Consider the following 18,397-nt stretch of genomic DNA (forward strand, 5'->3'; position numbering starts at 1 on the left):
GGGGACCAGTGAGGCAGGCGGGCGCGGTGACGCACCCGCCGCCCTCGCGGGTTGAAGGGCGGTGAGCCGCGAGGCCCACCGCCCTTCACTTTTCTTCACGTCGAGGACGTGCGTTCGCAACCGCGACGGGGCAAGCTCCCCGCCTCATGGTCGCGCCCTCGCCCGCTTCACGCCGCGTCCAGGGACGCACCGTCGCCGCAGGCGAGCCCTCTCGCCACGCCCGCCTGCGCGGGTCCGGTCCCGCCGTCACGGCGAGAGGCGTCCCGTCTCCCTGTTCTTTTGACAGCCGGACGGGGCGGCGTGAAATACGCCCTGCGCCGGCTACGTAAGGGCCCGCACGCACCCCTCGCCATGACCACGACCGAGCTCCTCCAGGACGGAACCATCGTCGCTCGCGCGCTCACCTCCCCGGCGAGCGGCATCGCCGAGGCGGCCGCGCGGCGCCGCTCCCTCACCGCCCTCGGCGTCGCCACCGCGGCGTCGCTCTTCCTCGCCGCGGTGCTGCTCCCGCGGCTCGACTACGCGGCCGCCGCGGAGCGCAGGAATCGCGGCCCCGAGGCGCAGGAGATGACGCAGTTCCAGCGCGAGGAGGCGGTCGCGACCGCGCGCAAGCTCGGCCACATCGCAGGCTGGGCGGGCGCGGCGCTCTCGCCGGCCCTCCTCGCCCTGGGCGCCGCGGCGGCCCTGTTCGCGGGCTTCCGCGTCGCGGGGACGGGGCCGGGCTTCAAGGAGACCTTCGCGGTCACCTCGCACGGGATGCTGCCGGTGTGGCTCGGAGGCCTGCTCGCGATCCCGGCCGCGGTGGCACGGGCGCCCATCTCGCCGGACGAGGTGCCGCGGCTCTTGCCCTCGAGCCTGGCGGCCCTCGCGCCGCGCGCCGCGCCGCCGCTCGCTGCCGCGCTCTCCGCCGTCGACCTCTTCGCGCTCTGGGCGGTCGTGCTCGTCGCGACCGGCATGGCGCGCGCCGCCGGCGCCACCCGCGCGCGCGCCTTCACCGTCACGATCGTCCTCTACGCCGCTTACGTCGCCCTGCTGAAGATCGTCCCGGCCGCCGCCCTCGGCGGCCCGAGAGGAGGCTAGGTCGCCTTGGCCCGCTCCATCGCCGCCGCGCTCGCGCTCGCGCTCGCCGCCCCCGCGGGCGCCGAGACCGCGCTCACGCTCGACGACGCGCTCGCGCTCGCGGCGCGGAACAACCCCGATCTCGCCATGGCGCGCGCGGACACGGACGCCGCCCGCGCCGACCGGACCGCCAGCGTCGCCGGCGCGCTGCCGCGCCTCGACCTCTCCTCCTCGTTCGGCCACAGCTTCATCGGCCGCTCATCGGAGGCGGGCTTCATCTACGACCCGCGCACGAACCAGGTGGTCGAGACTGGCCGCGCCTCCGACACGGAGGCCTACTCGCTCGGGCTGCAGCTCACGCAGCCCGTGTTCGACTGGGCGACCGTGAACGACGTGCGCCGCTCCGGCTTCGCCCGGCGCGCCGCCGAGCGGCAGTACGACGAGGCCGCCCTCGCGACCGCCTTCGACGTCACGCGCCGGTTCTACGAGGTGGTCCGCGCGGAGCGGACCCTCGCCGTGCTCGAGAACACCGCCGCCCGCTCGAAGGACCTCGTGGACCGCGCCGACGCGCTGTTCGCCGCCGGGCGCGCGCCGAAGAGCGACACGTACAGCGCGCGCGTGAACCTCGGGAACGACCTCATCAACGTGGAGGGCCAGCGCGCCGTGGTCGCGCAGGCGCGCTCCGCTCTCGCGCAGGTGCTCGGCGCCGAGGCGCTCGACGCGCGCGTCGTGCCGCCCGCGACGCTCGAGCCCGCCGCCGGCGCCCCCGGCGCGCCGCCCCCCGCCGACGTGGTCCTCGCCGCCGCCCGGGAGCGCCGCCCCGCGCTCGCCGCCGAGCGAGCGCGCGTCGAGGCTGCCGACGCCGCGATCCGCATCGCCCAGGCCGGTTACCTGCCGCGGCTCGGCGTGCAGGCGGGCTACGATCGCAGCGGCGTGGAGTTCGCGGGCAAGGGCGGCGTCTACGCCTCCCCGTCCCGCGACTACACGGCGAGCGTGCAGCTCGTCGCGACGTGGAACCTGTTCGAGGGCCGCCGCACCTTCGCCGAGGTGCAGCGCGCCGAGAGCGGCGCGCGGCGCGCCCGCGCCTCGGAGGAGCGGACCCTCGACGCGGTCGCGAAGGAGATCGCAGACTCCCGCGCGCTCGCGGAGGCGCGCGCGCGGCAGGTCTCGCTCGCGACGGACAACCTCCGGATGGCGGAGCAGGGGCTCGCCCTCGCGCGGGAGCGGCTCGATGCCGGCCTCGCGACGCAGCTCGAGCTGCGCGACGCCTCCTTGAAGCTGACCCAGGCCGAGCTCGCGCTGGTCGAGGCGAGGATCGATCACGCGGTCGCGCTCGCGGATCTCGCGCGCGCCGCGGGAGGACCCATCTAGATGGCGACGCACAACCCCGCACCGATGCATGCCCCCGAGCCCGCCGAGCGCCCCGCGCCCGAGGGTCCCGTCCTCGCCCGCCCGCCGCCGCCGGTCCGCATGAGCTGGACGAAGCGGATCGTCGCGACCCTCTTCGTCGTCGCGGTCGCCGCGATCACGATCGGCTCGCTCCGGCCGCGCCCGGAGCCGCCGGTGGCGATCCAGGCGACCACCGCGCGCAAGGGCAGCATCACCCGCATCGTCACCGCCGCCGGGAAGCTCCAGGCCGCGACCGAGGTGAAGCTGTCGTCCAACATCTCGGGCGACCTCCTCGAGCTCAACGTGAAGGAGGGCGATCGGGTGAAGCGGGGGCAGGTGCTCGGCCGCATCGACGCGCGCCGCTACTCCGCCCAGGTCTCCCAGCAGGACGCGGCGCGCTCCTCGGCGGCGGCGGATCTCCAGTCGCAGAACGTGAACGTGACGCAGCTCGAGCAGGAGCTCGCGCGCGTCGAGCGCCTAGCGCAGACCGGCAACGCGAGCGCGGCCGAGGTGGAGCAGGCTCGCGCGAAGGTCGCCGGCGAGCGCGCTCGCGCGGACGCGGCGCGCGGGCGGATCGATCAGGCGGACGCGTCCCTGCGCGAGGCGCGCCACCTCCTGTCGCTCACCACGCTCACCGCGCCCATCGACGGCGTCGTGACGAAGCGCCAGAAGCAGGTCGGGGAGCGGGTGCGCGGCTCCGACTTCTCCGAGGACGTCATCGTCGTCATCTCCACCCTCTCGCAGATGGAGGTGAACGTGGAGGTCGGCGAGCACGAGGTCGTGTTCGTGAAGGAGGGCGACACCGCCGACATCGAGATCGACGCGATCCCGGAGCGGAAGTTCCCCGCCCAGGTCGTCGAGGTCGCGCGCAACGCGACGGTGAAGAACGCGGGCACCGAGGGCGAGGTGACGACGTTCGTCGTGCGGCTCGCGCTCACGGAGGTGGTGCCCGGCGCGCTGCCCGGCATGAGCGCGCAGGCGTCGATCGCCACCGACACGCGCGACGGCGCGGTGGTGGTGCCCATCCAGGCGGTGACCGTGCGCACGGAGAAGGAGCTGCGCGGCGGCGCCTCGGGGAAGGACGCCGCGCCGGACGGCGCGGCGCAGGGGAGCGGCGGCGGCGCGCCCGCGCAGCCGGGGAAGAAGCCGCGGCGCGAGGCGCTCCGCAAGGTGGTCTTCGTCGTCGACGGCGGCGTCGCGAAGGTGCGCGAGGTCGAGACCGGCCTCGCGAGCGACACCGAGATCGAGATCGTGAAGGGGCTCGCCGAGGGCGACAAGGTCGTGGAGGGGCCGTATCGCGTCCTCTCGCGCGAGCTCGCCGACGGCAAGCCCGTCACCGAGGAGGCGCCCGGGGCGAAGGGGCCGAAGGCGGGGAAGGGCTAGCCGTGGACGACGCGCTGATCCTCGTCGAGGACCTCTGCCGGCACTACGTGGTGGGCGGCGAGACCGTGCGCGCGCTCGACGGCGTCTCGTTCGCGATCGAGCGGGGCGAGTGGGTGGCGATCATCGGCCAGTCCGGGTCGGGGAAGTCGACGCTCATGAACCTCATCGGCTGCCTCGACACGCCCACCTCCGGCAGCTACCGGCTGAACGGCGCCGACGTGCAGGGGCTCGCCGACGACGCCCTCGCCGATCTGCGCAACAAGGAGATCGGCTTCGTCTTCCAGACCTTCCAGCTCCTCCCGCGCGCCACCGCGCTCGCGAACGTCGAGCTCCCGCTCGTCTACCGCGGCATGTCGCGCCGCGAGCGCCGCGCCCGCGCCGAGGCGGCGCTCGCCGCCGTCGGCCTCACGAACCGCATGCACCACCGGCCGAACGAGCTCTCCGGCGGCCAGCGCCAGCGCGTCGCCATCGCGCGCGCGCTCGTCGGCGAGCCGTCGCTCCTCCTCGCGGACGAGCCGACCGGCAACCTCGACACCGCCACCGGCGAGGAGATCATCCGGCTCTTCGACGACCTCCACCGCCGCGGCCACACCATCGTGCTCGTCACCCACGAGCCGCGGCTCGCTGCGCGCTGCCCGCGCGCGATCCGGCTCACCGACGGGCGGGTGGTGGGCGACGGCCCCGGCGCGGAGGTCGCCACGCTGGGTGCGGCGCGGGCGGTGCACGGATGAGGAGCTTCCGGCGCGGGCTCGTCCGGGCGAGCTCCGAGATCGTGGAGGGCGTGCGCATCGCCCTCTCGAACCTCGTCGGCGCGCGGCTGCGGAGCTTCCTCACCACGCTCGGCATCGTCATCGGGGTCATGACGGTGATCGCCATCGTCGCGATCATCCAGGGCCTCAACGCCTCCTTCGAGTCGCAGATCTCGACCCTCGGCGCGGGCACGGTCTACGTCTCCAAGTTCGGCTGGTTCGTGCAGGGCCGCGACGAGTGGTGGGAGATGCGCAACCGCAAGGACCTGGGCCGCCGCGAGCTCGAGGCGATCCAGCGCGAGGCGGTGCACGCCTCCGCCGTCGCCCCCATGGCGATGACGCGCGGCCCGGTGACGCGCGCAGAGAAGGAGGTCTCGACCGTCCAGATCATCGGCACGAACGCCCAGTACCTCGACACCGGCGCGGGCTCCATCGCCGCCGGGCGCTTCCTCTCCGAGGTCGACGTGGACCTCTCCCGCAACGCGGTGGTGCTCGGCGCCGAGATCGTGGACCGGCTCTTCCCCGGCAGCGCGCCCGAGGCGTCCCTCGGCAAGAAGGTGATGGTGAACGGGATCCCCTTCACCGTCGTGGGGACGGTAGGCCGGCGCGGCCAGCTCCTCGGCATGAACATGGACGCGAACGTCATCGTCCCGTACACGACCTTCCGGCGCGACCTCGGCGCGAAGCGCTCCCTCAACATCGCCGTCGCCGCGGCGCCGGAGGACCTCCCCGCGCTCGAGGACGAGCTCGTCGGCATCCTCCGCCGCGTCCGGCAGGTGCCGCCCGACAAGAAGGACGACTTCGCCCTCAACCGGCAGGAGCAGTTCCTCAAGGTGTACCGGCAGCTCACCGGCGCGCTCTACGGCGTGGCCATCGGCGTCGGCATGATCACCCTCGTCGTGGGCGGCATCGGCATCATGAACATCATGCTGGTGTCGGTCACCGAGCGGACCCGTGAGATCGGCGTGCGGCGTGCCCTCGGCGCGCGGCGCCGCACCATCCTGCTCCAGTTCCTCATCGAGTCGTCGGTGGTGGCGGCGCTCGGGGGCGCGGTGGGGACTGCGCTCGGCCTGGGCGTCGCCCAGCTCGTGGCGCTCCTCACGCCGCTCGCCGCCGCGGCGACGCCGTCCGCGGTCGCGCTCGGCATCGGCTTCTCGGCCGGCGTGGGGCTCCTCTTCGGCTCCTGGCCCGCCTGGCGGGCCGCGCGGCTCGATCCAGTGGAGGCGCTGCGCTACGAATGACCGCGCTCCTCGACACCATCACGATGGCCCTCGGGACGCTCCGCGCGAACGTCCTGCGCTCGGTCCTCACCCTGCTCGGCATCGTCATCGGCGCGTCCACGGTCGTCGCGATGATGTCGCTCACCGAGGGGTTCCGGCTGAAGCTCACGAGCGACTTCGCCGCGCTCGGCGCGGGCGCCTTCCAGGTGCAGAAGTGGCCGGCGCTCCAGTTCGGCCCTCACGATCACCGGAAGTACGAGCGCCGCCCCGACCTCACCCGCGAGCAGGGCGAGGCCCTCCGCGAGCTGCCGCACGTCGCCTACGTGTCGATCGAGGAGTGGGCGCGCCGCCCGGAGTCGCTCTCCACCCGCGAGCGCGCGACCAAGCAGAGCATCTCGGTCTGCGGCGGCCTGCCGGACTACGAGCGCGCGAACGGGGTCGACATCGCCCTCGGCCGATTCATCAGCCACACGGACGTCCAGCTCGGCCGGCGCGTGATCGTCATCGGCGCGGACGTGCAGGACACCCTCTTCCCCGGCCAGGACCCGCTGGGCCAGGAGGTCCGCGTCCGCGGCGTGCCCTTCGAGGTCATCGGGGTCGCCGAGCGCCAGGGCTCGATCCTCGGGGAGTCGAAGGACGCCTGGGCGGTCGTGCCGTGGACCGCCTACGAGCGCGCGCTCGGGAAGGTGCGGAACAACAACATCGCGGTGGTCGCGACGACGCCGGACGACGCGCCGAGGGCGCTCGAGGAGGTCGTGGCGAAGCTCCGCCGCGTCCGCGGGCTCGCGCCGCAAGAGGAGAACGACTTCGAGATCTTCTCGAACGACACCTCCGCCCAGCTCTTCGACAACCTCGCCAAGATGGTAGGGGCGGCGACGTTCGGCGTGTGCGCGCTCGCGCTCCTCGTCGGCGGCATCGGCGTCATGAACATCATGCTCGTCTCGGTCACCGAGCGGACGCGCGAGATCGGCATCCGCATGGCGCTCGGGGCCCGCCGCCGCCGCATCCTCTCCCAGTTCCTCGTCGAGTCGGTCGTCCTCTCCGCCCTCGGCGGGCTCGTGGGCGTCCTGCTCGGCGCCGGGCTCGCCCTCGGGGCCAACGCGATCTGGCAAGTTCCCGCGAGCATCCCGGCCTGGGCGGTGATAGTCTCCCTCGCCTCCGCGGGCGGGGCAGGCCTCCTGTTCGGAATCTACCCTGCGGCCCGGGCGTCGAAGCTCGACCCCGTCGAGGCGATGCGGACCGAATAGGAGACGCAGGGCGCGTGGACCGGTCGAAGCTCGTCAAAGAGGTGCGAGGCTGGACGTTCACCATCCTCGCCGTCCTCGCGTTCCGGACGTTCCTCTACGAGGCCGTCTACATCCCGTCGGGATCGATGATCCCCACGCTGCAGATCGGCGACTACGTCATCGTCGAGAAGTGGGCCTACGGGGCGCGCCTGCCGTTCACCGAGACGGCGCAGGCCACCTGGCGGAGCCCGGCGCGCGGCGACATCGTCGTGCTCCTCGCGCCGCCCGGGAACCCGCGCGACGACGACCTCATCAAGCGGGTGGTCGCCGTGGGCGGCGACACCGTCGAGATCCGGGACGGCCACCTCGTCGTGAACGGCGATCCGGTGCCGCGCGAGCGCGTCCCCGGCCGCTGCACGTACTGGAACAAGAACGAGGGCGGTCCCTGGCGCGAGGAGCCGTGCGTCGACTTCGTCGAGACGCTCGTCGACCACCGCTACCACACCTTCTGCACGCCCTACCTGCCGTGCGGGGACGTGCCGGTCGCGAAGGTGCCGGACGGGACGGTGTGGCTCGCGGGCGATCACCGCGACCACTCCGCCGACAGCCGCGTGTTCGGCCCGGTGCCGGTCGGCCGCATCAAGGGCCGCGCCTGGCTCGCGCTCGTGTCGTGGGGTCCGGGCGGGCCGCGCTGGGACCGGCTCTTCCACTTCGTGAATCATTAATAACGGGGGCTGCGCCCCCGCCCCGCCGAGCGAAGCTCGTCGGGGCCCCACCCCTGCTCGGCGGGGGCCGTGAACGGTCGCGCCCGCTTCGCGGGTTCGCGACCGTTCCCCGCCGGAGGGGCTTCGCCCCTCCCGCAGTAATCGTCCGTGAATGACCGGCCTGCGTCCCCCGCCCCACCGACGGCTGACCGCCGTCGTCGGGGCGGGGGAGCAGCCCCCGTGAGATCAGTGCTGCATCGGCGGCTGCTGCTGCGTGGCGGTCGCCGGCGCCGTCGCGGCGGGCTGGTGGGCGCGGACGTACTCGAGCATCTCGCGCAGCTCGCGGGCGAACGTGTGGTAGTCGGTCTGCTGCGCGTTCAGGAAGGTGCTGCCCGCCATCGTCGCGGCGCTCATCATGCTCGCCTCGGCGATCTCGTCGTCGGTGGCGCCGAACATTCGCGCCGCCTCGGTGTGAAAGAGCGCGCAGTAACGGCAGCGCGTCGCGCCCGCCACCGCGAGCCCCATGAGCTCCTTGTACTTGTTCGGTATGCGCGTCTCCGCGAGCTGGAAGTCGCGCATCAGCGTCCAGAAGCCCGTCACCGCCGACTCGGGCATCTCCTTCACCCAGGTCGGCACGATTCCGAACAGCTGCTTCACCTCGTCGTGGATCGCCTTCACGTCCGCCATGTCCGTCTCCTCCTGGCGCTGGTCGATCGCGAGCCGCGGCGACCGGGGTCGCCGCCGGCCGCGCGGCCCCGGTCGGCGCGGCGTCGGGGGGGGATCTAGCGCTGCGGCAGATCGCCGCAATCGGCGGACGCTCGCGCGATCAGCGGGTCCCCATGCGGCGCGCGCGCAGGATGCGGACGGGTGGATCGAGCGCCTGGTCCTTGGCCGGAGCTGCGTGGATGCGGCGCACGACATCCATCCCCGAGACGACGCGCCCGAAGGCGGCGAAGCCCTGACCGTCCGGGTTCCGGCGTCCACCGGAGTCGAGCTCGGGCTCGTCCCCGATGCAGATGAAGAAGTCGCTCGTGGCGGTGTCCGGCCCGGCCCGGGCCATGGAGAGCGTGCCCTCGCGGTGGTGGAGCCCCGTGTCGCGCGTCCGCTCGAGCGGGATCGGCGGGAAGTCCTCGGACTCCTTCGCGGGAGCGACGCCCGCCTGCACGACCGCGATCCGCACGCGATCGGCGGGCTGGTTGTCGGCGCGCACGGTGCGGTGGAAGCGGCCGCCGTCGTAGCGGCCCGCCTCGACGTATCGCAGGAAGTTCGCCGTGGTGAGCGGCGCGCGCACCCTGTCGAGCTCGAGCTCGATCGCGCCGCGCTCGGTCTCGAGGCGGACGCGTGGGTGCTCGGGCGGGCCCGGCGCGCGGGCCGGGCGTGCGAGGGCCTCGGGGGCGAGGAGCAGGCACGCGGCGAGGGCGGCGGCGAGCGCGGAGCGCATGGACCTCCAGTGAATCATGCGGAATGCTCCGCCGCCAGCTGCCGCGCGTGGAGCGCGCGCACGGTCTCGATCGTGTCGGCGTCCTCCGGACGCTTGTCCGTGCGGTAGCGCTTCACGCGGGCGAACCGCAGCGCGAGGCCCGACGGATAGCGCGGGCTCTCCTGCAGGCCGTCGAACGCGATCTCCACCACCACCTCCGGGCGCAGGTGGACCACGTACCCGTCGGTCGTGCCGAGCGCGAGCGCGCGGAAGCGCTCGGTCTGCCAGGCGAGCATCTCGTCGGTCATGCCCTTGAACGTCTTCCCCAGCATGGCGAACCCGCCGGCGGCGGGATCGCGGGCGCCGAGGTGCAGGTTGGACAGGAAGCCCCTCCGCCGGCCGCTGCCCCACTCCGCCGCGAGCACCACGAGATCGAGCGTGTGCGCTCGCTTCACCTTGAGCCAGCTCGCGCCGCGGCGGCCCGCCTCGTACGGCGCGGCGAGCGACTTCGCGACGAGCCCCTCGTGGCCCCGCCCGAGCGCGTCGGCGAGGAAGGCCCCCGCGGCCGCCCGGTCCGCCGTGACGAGGCGCGGCACCCGCAGCGGCTGCGGGAGCGCGTCCGCCAGCGCGGCGTGCCGCTCGCGGAAGGGCAGGAGGATGAGGTCCGCCCCCTGCGCGTGGAGCGCGTCGAAGAACAGCACCGAGAGCGGCAGCGCCTCGCGCAGGCGCGCCGCGTCGAGCTTCCGCCCGAAGCGGCGCATGGTGACCTGGAACGGCTCGGGCGAGCCGTCGGGCCTGAGCGCGATCGCCTCGCCGTCGAGCACGAGCGACGAGGCCGGGAGCCGGCGCACCGCCTCGGCGACCTCCGGAACGGCGGAGGTCACGTCGCGCAGCGTGCGGGAGAAGACGCGAACGCGCTCCCCGTCCTTGTGGACCTGCACCCGCGCGCCATCGAGCTTCCACTCGAGCGCGGCCTCGCCGAGCGCGTCGAGCGCCTCCTCCACCCCGGCCGCCGGCTGCGCGAGCATCGGTTGCACCGGCTCGAGGAGCCGCAGCCGGAAGCGCGCGAGCCCCGCCGCGCCCTCCGCGAGCGCGGCCTCCGCCACCGGCGCGAGCGCGCCGCCGACCATCACCGCGCGCCGCACGTCACTCGCGGGCAGCCCGGCGGCGCGCGCGACCGCCTCCGCGAGCACGCCCTCGAGCGCGCCCTGGCGCAGCTCGCCGAGGAGGAGCCGCCCGAGGAAGTCGCGCTCCTCGGCGGTGCCGCGCGCGAGGAGCGCCGCGAGGAGCCGCGCGCGCTCGCCGCCCGAGCCGCCGCCGCGCGCCGCGGCGATGCGGTCGAGGGCGGCCTCCACCTCCGCGACGGAGAGCGTCGCCGCCCCGGCCGGCTCGCTCCCCTCGAGCGCGCGCCGCACCGCCGCGGGGCCGAGCCCGATCCTCCCCTGGGAGAGCTCCCCCGAGAGCCAGCTCGCTCCGGCGCGCCGCTCCTCCGGCGCGAGCGCCCGCAGCGCCTCCGCGAGCCGGGCGATCTTCTCCAGCCGGGCGGCGGCCCGGGCGACGGCGTTCGAGGCGAGGGCGAGGTCGGCGACCTGCATCCCGTTTCCCTAACCGGCACCCGTCCAGTCCACCCGCTCCGGGAACGGCGAGGGCGTCCTTCCACGCGGCGAGCACGGTCACGTTCCGGTCATCGACCTGTCACGCATCGCGGCTGCCGAAAGGAGGCGCCGGCGGCGTGAACACTGCTAGATCCTTCACTTTGCGTTCGTTTTCGCCGTGCGTGCTTGACGGGCTAGTTTTCCTATGGGTATGACATGCTCTCCCCGCCGCACCACCCTCGGAGGGCCGGGCATGCCAGCACGCCTTCTCCTTTTTGCAGGAGCGATCCTGTGGTTGCAGCTCGGATGTTCCGGAGGCGTGCCGGATCCTGCCAACGGCCCAGCGATCGAGGTGGCCAAGGCAGCTGCTTCCGGGACTTGCGGCCCAGAGCCAACCGACCCGTGCGTCACGCGTTGGCAGTGCTCGAAGGGCGTCTGGCGGCCGTTCGCATACGCGACCATCGAGACCCAGTGCGACGACGCGAACGGGTGCACGTATGGCGACCATTGCGACGGTACGGGGACCTGCATCGGGACGCCGGTCATCTGCACGTCGGACGCGTGCACGACGCGAACCTGCAACGGCACGTCGTCGTGCGACGTGTCCTTCTGGGGACGTGACGCAGCCGCTGGCGCGCTTCAAGTACGACGCGCGGAACCGACGGATCGCGCGGCAGGACGCGGGCGGAGAGTGGACGTACGTGATCTCCGATCCGGCCGGCAATCCGCTATCCGAGGTCGCCGTCGTGAACGGAAGCTGGTCGAGCGTGCGGGATTATGTGTGGCTCGACAGCCAACCGCTCGCGCAGGTCGAGCAGGCCGCTGGGGTGAAGAACACCTACTACCTGCACGCGGACGCGCTCCAGACGCCTCGGGCGATGACGAATCAGGCCGGCGCGCTCGTCTGGAACACGATGGCGCGACCGTACGGCGACATCTCGGAGAAGACGTCGGTTGATCCGATCTCCGGGCGGACAGTGGTGACGAACTTGCGGCTCCCAGGCCAGTACGACGAGCGGCTGCTCGGGAGCGTGGGGCTCCAGGGGCCGTACTACAACTGGAACAGGTGGTATCTGCCTTCGGTTGGACGGTATCTGGAGTTGGACCCCATTGCGTTGATGGGAACCATCAATGGAACGTACGCGCCAGATTGGTATGGATACGCAAACCAGAATCCGCTGAGGTTCACGGATGCTGACGGCACGAGTGCACTTGCCGATGCGTGCGCCAAGGCAATGGAGGAGGCGCGTGCGCGGGCAGCCCAAATCCGAGCACAGAAGGACTTCGCGGAAGCCTGGGGCTTCCTCGACGCGGGCCACAAGAAGAAGGCGCGGAACGCCCAGCACGGGCTGAGATATTGGCTCGACCGGGTGAAGAAGTACTGTCCATGTCCAGACACTCCCGAGGTGCGAGAGTGGGAGGGCTTGGTGAACTGGAACCCGGACAGCGTGCCAACGTCGAGGATGAACATTCGCGATAACCCGTGGCATCTCCCAATCCCGGACTCTCCGCTCGGCCCGATGTTCCCGGGGTTGGGTTAGATCCGGACCTGAGATGCAACGACGAGCTGGAGTCCCGATGAAGTCGCGGCGTTCTCGAAATCAGTCTCCAAGAGGAAGAGGCTCAACGACCCTGGCGCATTCGATGCTGCGCGCCAGAAATCAGGGAGTTCGGTTGTCGCGCATGGTGTCAGCCTGGGCGGGGTTGAACCGGGATGGAACGCTTTTCTTGGCGCATTCCGTCGCGGCCATACTTGAACTGTCCGACACACTTCGCAGCAGGTTCGTGCAGCGAGGGGGCGCAGACGCAGAGGGAACCATCCTTCTCCAGGATTGTCTCTTTGTGGTTGACGACTCCGGATTCGCGGATACCTCGACGTGGCTGGTCTTGGACCAGCTTCGAGTCGCCCTGCGGCAGAGCACCCAGGGAGCGGCGGGCCTGCCAAAGCGAATGCGGGACCCGTTCGCTGATTGCGTTCAGGTGGCCATGATGCTCCGCAAGGCTCGGGACCCAAAGAGGGCGGCCCTCCTCATTCTTCGGGCCGTCGCTGACGTGTCCTTCTGCATTGGGCGCCTCGTAGCCTCGTGGCAGGGGGGTCCACGCGCCAAGGGTCGGAAGGTGGGCGGCCGTTGATGTCCATGCGCACGTTCGTCGGGATGCTGGGGCCTCGCGTGCGCCTGCACCTCCGCCACCGCCCGCGCTTCTGTTGTTGGCGCCCAATCGCCTTGCTTTCCGCCCTCACCATCACAGCGGGACTCTCAGGCTGCGCCGCGAAGGGGTATCGCTTCGTTGTTCCTGATGGATTCGCGGGGTCGGTGAGAATCGATTTCGGTGTTCCGACCTCACCACGGCTCCCAGTGCAGGACGGGTTGCTCGTGGTTCGGGTGCCGCGGGATGGGGTCGTTCAGACTCCCAACTCGATTCGAGCCCCAAGCGCGACGAGTTCTACGAGGAGATCGCCGGAGGCGCCCTCGTCAAGGCACCCGCAAACCTGACGTCTCTCACCGTTCAATCGCTACAATCGGTTCGCGGCGAGGGATGAGCGGGTGACGCTGTACGTGCTCTTCGGAACGCAGGACGACCTGCGACGAGCTGAGCAGAAGCGCGACGACAAGGGCCATCCCGTCCCGGGTCAGCTGCACTAGCACTCCACCCGACGAACAGGGCGGCTCGGTGCCGTCCCGAAATCCTCCTCGTCCGGCGACGCCCAGAGGCCCAGCAACGTCGTGCGGCAGCAGGGGACGGTCCGGTAGCTGGCTAACAGGACGCCGACGAGCGGTCTTGACCGCCGACACTGTCAATCGGCAGCCTGTACGCCATGACCCGCAAGTTGAGGCACCTTTTCATCGGAGTGGCCCTGGTCGCGCTCGGATTTGTCGTGGGTGCGGCGAGCCTCTCAGCCTTATCGGTCAGCTCCAGCCGGCTGTTCGTCGCGATGCTGCGGTTCAGGTTCGAGTACGAACTGGGAAGGCTTTCCAGTGAAGCGCTGGCTTCTGGAAACGCCGAGGCCGCCGTGTTCCACGCCGCCTGCGCGCTCGAAGGGGAGCAACCCGCGTTCGATCCGCGCAGGTCGTTCTGGACCCCAGTCTTTCCCGTGATGGGCTTCTTCTCCTCCGAGAACCCACAGTACGGGGCAAGCGATCAGGCGCACTACCGCGCGCTCTTGCGGGCGCGCTATGCGGTGACACTGGAGGAACACGGGGAAAGCGGCTCAGCCGCCCAGCAGCTTGCGGAGGCGGTGAAGATCGGCGGAGCAGACGCGACGACATGGCGGCGTAGGGGACGCGCCGCCTTGGGGCTGAAGCCCTGACCCTGTGTACCGCCTCCTGGACCTGGGTTGCCAAGCTCGCAGGTCCCGCAGGCAACTCTGGGCCGCAAGGGTAAGGCGGCTCACACCCGCATCTCGCCCAGTCGCGCTTTCACGCACCGGAACTACAGCGTGATGACCTGATCCACCTTCGCGCCCGCGAGCGCCTTGTACAGGTCCGGGAAGCAGCCGATCGGAATCCCCTCGATGAGCTTGTCGGCGATCGCGCGCTGGTAACAGCACTGGTCGCAGCCCATGAGGAGCATGCCGCTCTTCCGCGCCACCGCGGCGAGCCGCTCGCCGGTGGGGTTGCCGCGCACGAGCAGGTAGTTGTTGTCGACGAAGAAGAACATCCCCACCACGTTCGCCCCGTGCCGACCCTCCTCGAGCTGCGGGACGATCATCTTCTCGAGGATGAAGGAGGCATTCGGCGTCGAGAACACGTACGCGACGTTCATTCGGGATCCTCTCGGGTGAGCGCGGCGGCGTGGATCGCCGCGGCGACGAGCTCCGCGCGGACGAGGTGGCCGGGGTGGACGCCCGCGAGCGAGGCGCGCAGGCGCGGCGCGTCGAGCGCCGCCGGGGAGAGCCCTGCCTCGAGCGCGGCGCAGGCCACCTCGGCGTAGGCGATGAGCGAGGCGCAGCTCGTCGCGCGGAAGCGCGCGCGGACGACCCGTCCCCCGTCAGTCCATAGCCCGACCGCCACCCTCCGATCGCCGTCCGCCGCCCGCCCCACGCGCGTCGCGCCGTCGAGCGGGCCGGCGTGCGCGGGATCGGAGAGGCAGTCGGCGACGGTTCGCATCGGCCCGCTGAGATGCCCGATTTCCGGCTGCCGCGCCACGGACAGCGCAGAACCCGGTCGGGCCCCGCCCGCGAAACGACCTTTCACGGAATGGCGAGCGCGGCCACCGCCCGCCGCACGGCGAGGACAGCGGCGGGGATCGCCGCGGCGACGGCGGACGTGAGCCCCTCGCCCACCTCGTCGAGCTCCAGCGCCTCCACGGCCACCACCTCGATGCGCGACGGGACGGGCGCGCCGGCCGCCGCGGCGCGTGCGAGCGCAGAGGGAAGGCCGATCGCGTGGGGCGACGGGCCCTCGGGCGCGTGGAGCGCGTCGAGCGGGAAGGCGAGGACCGTCCCGGGCGGATGCGCGCCGGTCCGCACCGCGTCCACCACCACGACGCGGTCGAAGCCCTCCATGTCGTCGAGGAGGTAGAGCCCGGCGGCGGCGCTCCGGCGGATCGTCATCCCCTCCGCGCCCTCGCGCACGAGCGCGTCGGCGATGTGGAGCGCGACCGCGTCGTCCTTGCGCAGCGCGTTCCCGAGGCAGAGGACGAGGACCTCCAAGGTCACTCCCCCACCGCGGCGCCGGCGTCGGCATCCTCCGGGGTCACCCGGCGCCGGATCACCTCGCGCACCGCGCCATCCGCCCCGCGCACGGTGACGACGAGCGGCAGCTCGCCGGGGAGCGCGTGCGACGCGCAGGCGTTGCAGGGGTCGTAGGCGCGGAACGCCATCTCGAGCTGGTTCAGGAGCGCGGGATCGACCTTCCCGTTGCGGATGAGCCCCCGCGCCGCCTTGCGCACGGAGATCTGCACCGGCGCGGCGTTGTGCTGCGAGGCGACGACGAGGTTCGCGGCGGTGAGGAGGCCGGCCGCGTCGGTGGCGTAGTGGTGGATGAGCGTGCCGCGCGGCGCCTCGACGACGCCGACCCCCTCGGACGGCCCCGCGAGCGGCGCGGGCACGGTCCGGACCTCGTCCGCCTCGCGCGCCTCGAGGGCCGGATCGGCCGCGAGCGCCTCGATCGCCTCCGCCGCCTGCAGCGCCTCCACGAGCCGCGCCCAGTGAAACGCGAGCGTCTGGTGGGCCGGCCAGCCGAGCGCGTCGAAGAGCCGCTGCCGCTCCGCCTCGGCGAGCGGCGTCGCCATCGTCCGCGCGACGTTGAGCCGGGCGAGCGGGCCGACGCGGTAGAGCCCGCTGTCGTCGCCCTCGGTGAACCCGGTCCAGCCCTTCGCCTTGAGGAAGGTGAGCTTCGCGTAGGTCCAGGGCTCGACCCGCTCGGCGAGGTGGAGGAGCCAGTCCTTCGGCTCGAACCGCGCGAGCTCGCCGCCCTGTGGGTCCACGATCCGCAGCACCCCGTCGAGGAAGGTGAGCCGCCCCGCCTCGTCCACCATGCCCATCGAGTGGCAGCGGACGCGGTACACCTCGCTCGAGAGCGCCTCGCCGTACTCGCCGCTCCCGAGCACCGCTGCGCGAAACGACTCGAGCGTGTCGGCCGCGAACCTGACGAGCCCGGGCGCGAGCTCGCGGGCGCGGCGGACCGTCCCGGGGTCGAGCGGGCGGGAGACGCCGCCGGGCAGCGCGAACACGGGGTGGATGGTGCGCCCCGCGATGGCGGCCATGAGCTCGCGCGCCTCCTTGCGGGCGCCGAGGATGCGCCGCCCGAGGTCCGCGCCGACCTTCGCGAGGACGCCGACGATGCTTCGCATCGGCGCGGGCGCCGAGGAGCCGGCGTAGAAGTCCGGCCCGCCCATGTACCAGTAGTGGAGGAGGTGATCCTCGAAGATGAACAGGTTGTAGTAGAGCGCCTGGATCTTGCGAGCCGCGGCGGGCGGGACGACGCCGTACAGCGCGTCGAGCGCGCGGGCGGCCGCGATGTGGTGCGCCGCCGGGCAGACGCCGCACACGTGGGCGGTGAGCTGCGGCATCTCCTCCGCCGGCCGGCCCACGCAGAAGCGCTCGAAGCCGCGCAGCTCCGGCACCTGCAGGAACGCGCTCTCGGCGTTCCCCTCTGCGTCGAGGAAGACCTCGATCTTGCCGTGGCCCTCGAGGCGTGTGATCGGGTCGATGGTGATCCGGCGCGTCATCCCTCGTCCTCCTCGGAGGCGGGCCGCACGCGCGCGGGCACGAGCCCGGCCGCGTACGAGTAGCGCCAGAACGTGCCCGCCGGATCGGGCAGCGCGTCCGCGAGCGCGAGCACCTCCGCCTCGCCGCCCGCGAAGAGCGACGCGAACGCGGACAGCATCGCCGCGCCCGGGTCGCGCACGCCGTCGAGCGGGCCGAAGCAGCCGCGGCACGGCATGCCCGCCTCGACGCAGCCCGGCTGGCAGCCCGCCCGCGTCCCCGGCCCGAGGCAGACGAGCCCCTGGGCGAGGAAGCAGCGCTCCGGGTCGACGGCGGAGGTGGCGATGCGGCGGAGGGACTCGACCTCGAGCCGCTCCGGGCGCGAGCCCTTGCGCGGGCAGCCGTCGCAGAGGGCGACGTTCGGCGCGAGCACCGCGCCCCGGGGCGGCGGGGAGTCGCCGAGCAGCGCGTCGAGCGCGGCCTCGACGATGGCCGGCGAGGGCGGGCAGCCCGGGACGGTGTAGTCCACCGGGACGACGTCGGCGAGCGGGAGCGCGCGGGCAAGGAGCACGGGCAGCGAGAGGCCGGCTCCCCCGGCGACCGGGCCGCCCGGGAGCGGCGCGTCCGGGTTCGAGACAGACGCCGGCCGCCGGTAGGCGGCGTCGAGGAGCTCCGCGGGCGAGGACAGGTTGCCGAGCCCGACCACGCCGCCCATGTGCGCGCACGCGCCGAACGAGACGAGCATGCGCGCCTTGCGCCGCAGGAGCCGCGACCACTCGTCCTGCTCGGTGAGGCGCACCGCGCCGTTCACGAACGCGACGTCGATCCCCCCGTCGGGCAGCGCCTCGACGTCGGCCCGCTTGTGATCGAACGCCACCGGCCAGAGCACCACCTCGACGCGCTCGAGCAGGGACGCGAGCCCCTCGCCGAGATCCATCACCGCCTCCTCGCAGCCGCCGCAGGAGGCGTTCCAGTAGAAGGCGACGCGCGGCTTGCCGGGCGCGCGCGGCGGGTATTCCGCGCGGCGGGCGAGCGACGCGTCGAGCGGCACCGGAGCGTCCTCGAGCGCCTCGCCCACGCCCTCGAGCGCGCGGGCGGAGTAGGCGAGCGGCCCGAGCGCGCGGAGCGCCTCGGTCATCTCGCGCACGGTCGCGGCGAAGCGCTCGCCCTCCGCCGCGCTCGCCCAGGCGATCCGGAAGCGCGCGGGCTCGATGCCCGCCTGCTCGAGGGCGCGCACGAGCACCGCGTGGCGCGCGGCGGCCCTGAGGTTGCCGTCCAGGTAGTGGCAGTCGCCGGGGTGGCACCCCGCGACGAGCACGCCGTCCGCGCCCTCGCGGAATGCCTGGAGCACGAAGGCCGGCTCGACCCGCCCGGTGCACATGACGCGTACGGTGAGGAGACTCTGCGGGTACTCGATCCGCGCCTGTCCGGCGCGGTCGGCGGCGGAGTACGCGCACCAGCTGCAGAGGAACGCGACGATGCGGGGCTCGTGCGGCACTCC

At 72.7% G+C, this 18,397-nt stretch carries 18 protein-coding genes; 10 read left to right on the top strand and 8 right to left on the bottom strand.

Going from position 1 to position 18,397, the window contains the following annotated elements:
• Positions 1-351 precede the first annotated feature (351 nt).
• Genes MNY62_RS05225 through lepB form a run of 7 tightly spaced genes read left to right on the top strand, consistent with a single transcriptional unit; the run spans position 352 to position 7,751 of the window.
• Complete coding sequence (locus MNY62_RS05225; RefSeq protein WP_242343052.1) at positions 352-1,080, top strand: YIP1 family protein; 729 nt, start codon at positions 352-354, stop codon at positions 1,078-1,080.
• Positions 1,081-1,086: 6 nt separating this feature from the next.
• Positions 1,087-2,430 carry a TolC family protein gene (locus MNY62_RS05230; RefSeq protein WP_242343053.1) on the top strand — a complete coding sequence of 448 codons (1,344 nt, stop codon included), beginning with the start codon at positions 1,087-1,089 and terminating at the stop codon, positions 2,428-2,430.
• Positions 2,431-3,831 carry an efflux RND transporter periplasmic adaptor subunit gene (locus MNY62_RS05235; protein WP_242343054.1) on the top strand — a complete coding sequence of 467 codons (1,401 nt, stop codon included), beginning with the start codon at positions 2,431-2,433 and terminating at the stop codon, positions 3,829-3,831.
• Between the two features lie 2 nt (positions 3,832-3,833).
• A complete protein-coding gene (locus MNY62_RS05240; RefSeq protein ID WP_279426233.1) occupies positions 3,834-4,562 on the top strand; it encodes an ABC transporter ATP-binding protein in 729 nt (242 codons plus the stop codon).
• The gene (locus MNY62_RS05245) at positions 4,559-5,821 is read left to right on the top strand and encodes an ABC transporter permease (protein ID WP_242343055.1); all 1,263 of its coding nucleotides are present in this window, start codon (positions 4,559-4,561) and stop codon (positions 5,819-5,821) included. The genes MNY62_RS05240 and MNY62_RS05245 overlap by 4 nt, the downstream gene beginning before the upstream one ends.
• Positions 5,818-7,047, top strand: a complete 1,230-nt coding sequence (locus MNY62_RS05250; RefSeq protein WP_242343056.1) for an ABC transporter permease — start codon at positions 5,818-5,820, stop codon at positions 7,045-7,047. The genes MNY62_RS05245 and MNY62_RS05250 overlap by 4 nt, the downstream gene beginning before the upstream one ends.
• 14 nt (positions 7,048-7,061) lie before the next feature.
• Positions 7,062-7,751: a signal peptidase I gene (gene lepB, locus MNY62_RS05255; protein ID WP_242343057.1), complete on the top strand. Its 690-nt coding sequence runs from the start codon at positions 7,062-7,064 to the stop codon at positions 7,749-7,751.
• Between the two features lie 225 nt (positions 7,752-7,976).
• Here lepB and MNY62_RS05260 read toward each other — a convergent pair whose 3' ends face one another.
• The 3 genes from MNY62_RS05260 to MNY62_RS05270 form a co-directional block, all read right to left on the bottom strand.
• Positions 7,977-8,417 carry a carboxymuconolactone decarboxylase family protein gene (locus MNY62_RS05260; RefSeq protein WP_242343058.1) on the bottom strand — a complete coding sequence of 147 codons (441 nt, stop codon included), beginning with the start codon at positions 8,415-8,417 and terminating at the stop codon, positions 7,977-7,979.
• A gap of 139 nt (positions 8,418-8,556) precedes the next feature.
• The gene (locus MNY62_RS05265; RefSeq protein ID WP_242343059.1) at positions 8,557-9,189 is read right to left on the bottom strand and encodes a peptidylprolyl isomerase; all 633 of its coding nucleotides are present in this window, start codon (positions 9,187-9,189) and stop codon (positions 8,557-8,559) included.
• On the bottom strand, positions 9,186-10,745 hold the full coding sequence (locus MNY62_RS05270) for an ATP-dependent DNA ligase (RefSeq protein ID WP_242343060.1): 1,560 nt from the start codon (positions 10,743-10,745) through the stop codon (positions 9,186-9,188). Before MNY62_RS05270 ends, MNY62_RS05265 begins: the two co-directional genes overlap by 4 nt.
• 617 nt (positions 10,746-11,362) lie before the next feature.
• Between MNY62_RS05270 and MNY62_RS05275 the strand changes: the two genes are divergently transcribed.
• The 3 genes from MNY62_RS05275 to MNY62_RS05280 all read left to right on the top strand — a co-directional run bounded on the left by MNY62_RS05275 (position 11,363) and on the right by MNY62_RS05280 (position 14,055).
• On the top strand, positions 11,363-12,286 hold the full coding sequence (locus MNY62_RS05275) for an RHS repeat domain-containing protein (RefSeq protein WP_242343061.1): 924 nt from the start codon (positions 11,363-11,365) through the stop codon (positions 12,284-12,286).
• A 615-nt stretch (positions 12,287-12,901) separates the two neighbouring features.
• The gene (locus tag MNY62_RS25685) at positions 12,902-13,240 is read left to right on the top strand and encodes a DUF6843 domain-containing protein (RefSeq protein ID WP_408628836.1); all 339 of its coding nucleotides are present in this window, start codon (positions 12,902-12,904) and stop codon (positions 13,238-13,240) included.
• Positions 13,241-13,563: 323 nt separating this feature from the next.
• Positions 13,564-14,055 carry a hypothetical protein gene (locus MNY62_RS05280; RefSeq protein ID WP_242343062.1) on the top strand — a complete coding sequence of 164 codons (492 nt, stop codon included), beginning with the start codon at positions 13,564-13,566 and terminating at the stop codon, positions 14,053-14,055.
• A gap of 122 nt (positions 14,056-14,177) precedes the next feature.
• Here MNY62_RS05280 and MNY62_RS05285 read toward each other — a convergent pair whose 3' ends face one another.
• The 5 genes from MNY62_RS05285 to MNY62_RS05305 all read right to left on the bottom strand — a co-directional run bounded on the left by MNY62_RS05285 (position 14,178) and on the right by MNY62_RS05305 (position 18,394).
• Positions 14,178-14,510 (bottom strand): SaoD/DsrE family protein, encoded by a 333-nt coding sequence (locus tag MNY62_RS05285; RefSeq protein WP_242343063.1) that lies wholly within the window; start codon positions 14,508-14,510, stop codon positions 14,178-14,180.
• Entirely contained in the window at positions 14,507-14,854 is a 348-nt protein-coding gene (locus MNY62_RS05290; protein WP_242343064.1) for an iron-sulfur cluster assembly scaffold protein, read from the bottom strand. Before MNY62_RS05290 ends, MNY62_RS05285 begins: the two co-directional genes overlap by 4 nt.
• Before the next feature lie 83 nt (positions 14,855-14,937).
• Positions 14,938-15,405 (bottom strand): hydrogenase maturation protease, encoded by a 468-nt coding sequence (locus MNY62_RS05295; protein ID WP_242343065.1) that lies wholly within the window; start codon positions 15,403-15,405, stop codon positions 14,938-14,940.
• Positions 15,402-16,919, bottom strand: coding sequence for a Ni/Fe hydrogenase subunit alpha (locus MNY62_RS05300; RefSeq protein WP_242343066.1), 1,518 nt, complete (start codon positions 16,917-16,919; stop codon positions 15,402-15,404). Before MNY62_RS05300 ends, MNY62_RS05295 begins: the two co-directional genes overlap by 4 nt.
• The gene (locus MNY62_RS05305; RefSeq protein ID WP_242343067.1) at positions 16,916-18,394 is read right to left on the bottom strand and encodes a hydrogenase iron-sulfur subunit; all 1,479 of its coding nucleotides are present in this window, start codon (positions 18,392-18,394) and stop codon (positions 16,916-16,918) included. The genes MNY62_RS05300 and MNY62_RS05305 overlap by 4 nt, the downstream gene beginning before the upstream one ends.
• Positions 18,395-18,397: the final 3 nt, after the last annotated feature.

The organism is Anaeromyxobacter terrae, assembly GCF_022690685.1.
Classification (GTDB): domain Bacteria; phylum Myxococcota; class Myxococcia; order Myxococcales; family Anaeromyxobacteraceae; genus Anaeromyxobacter; species Anaeromyxobacter terrae.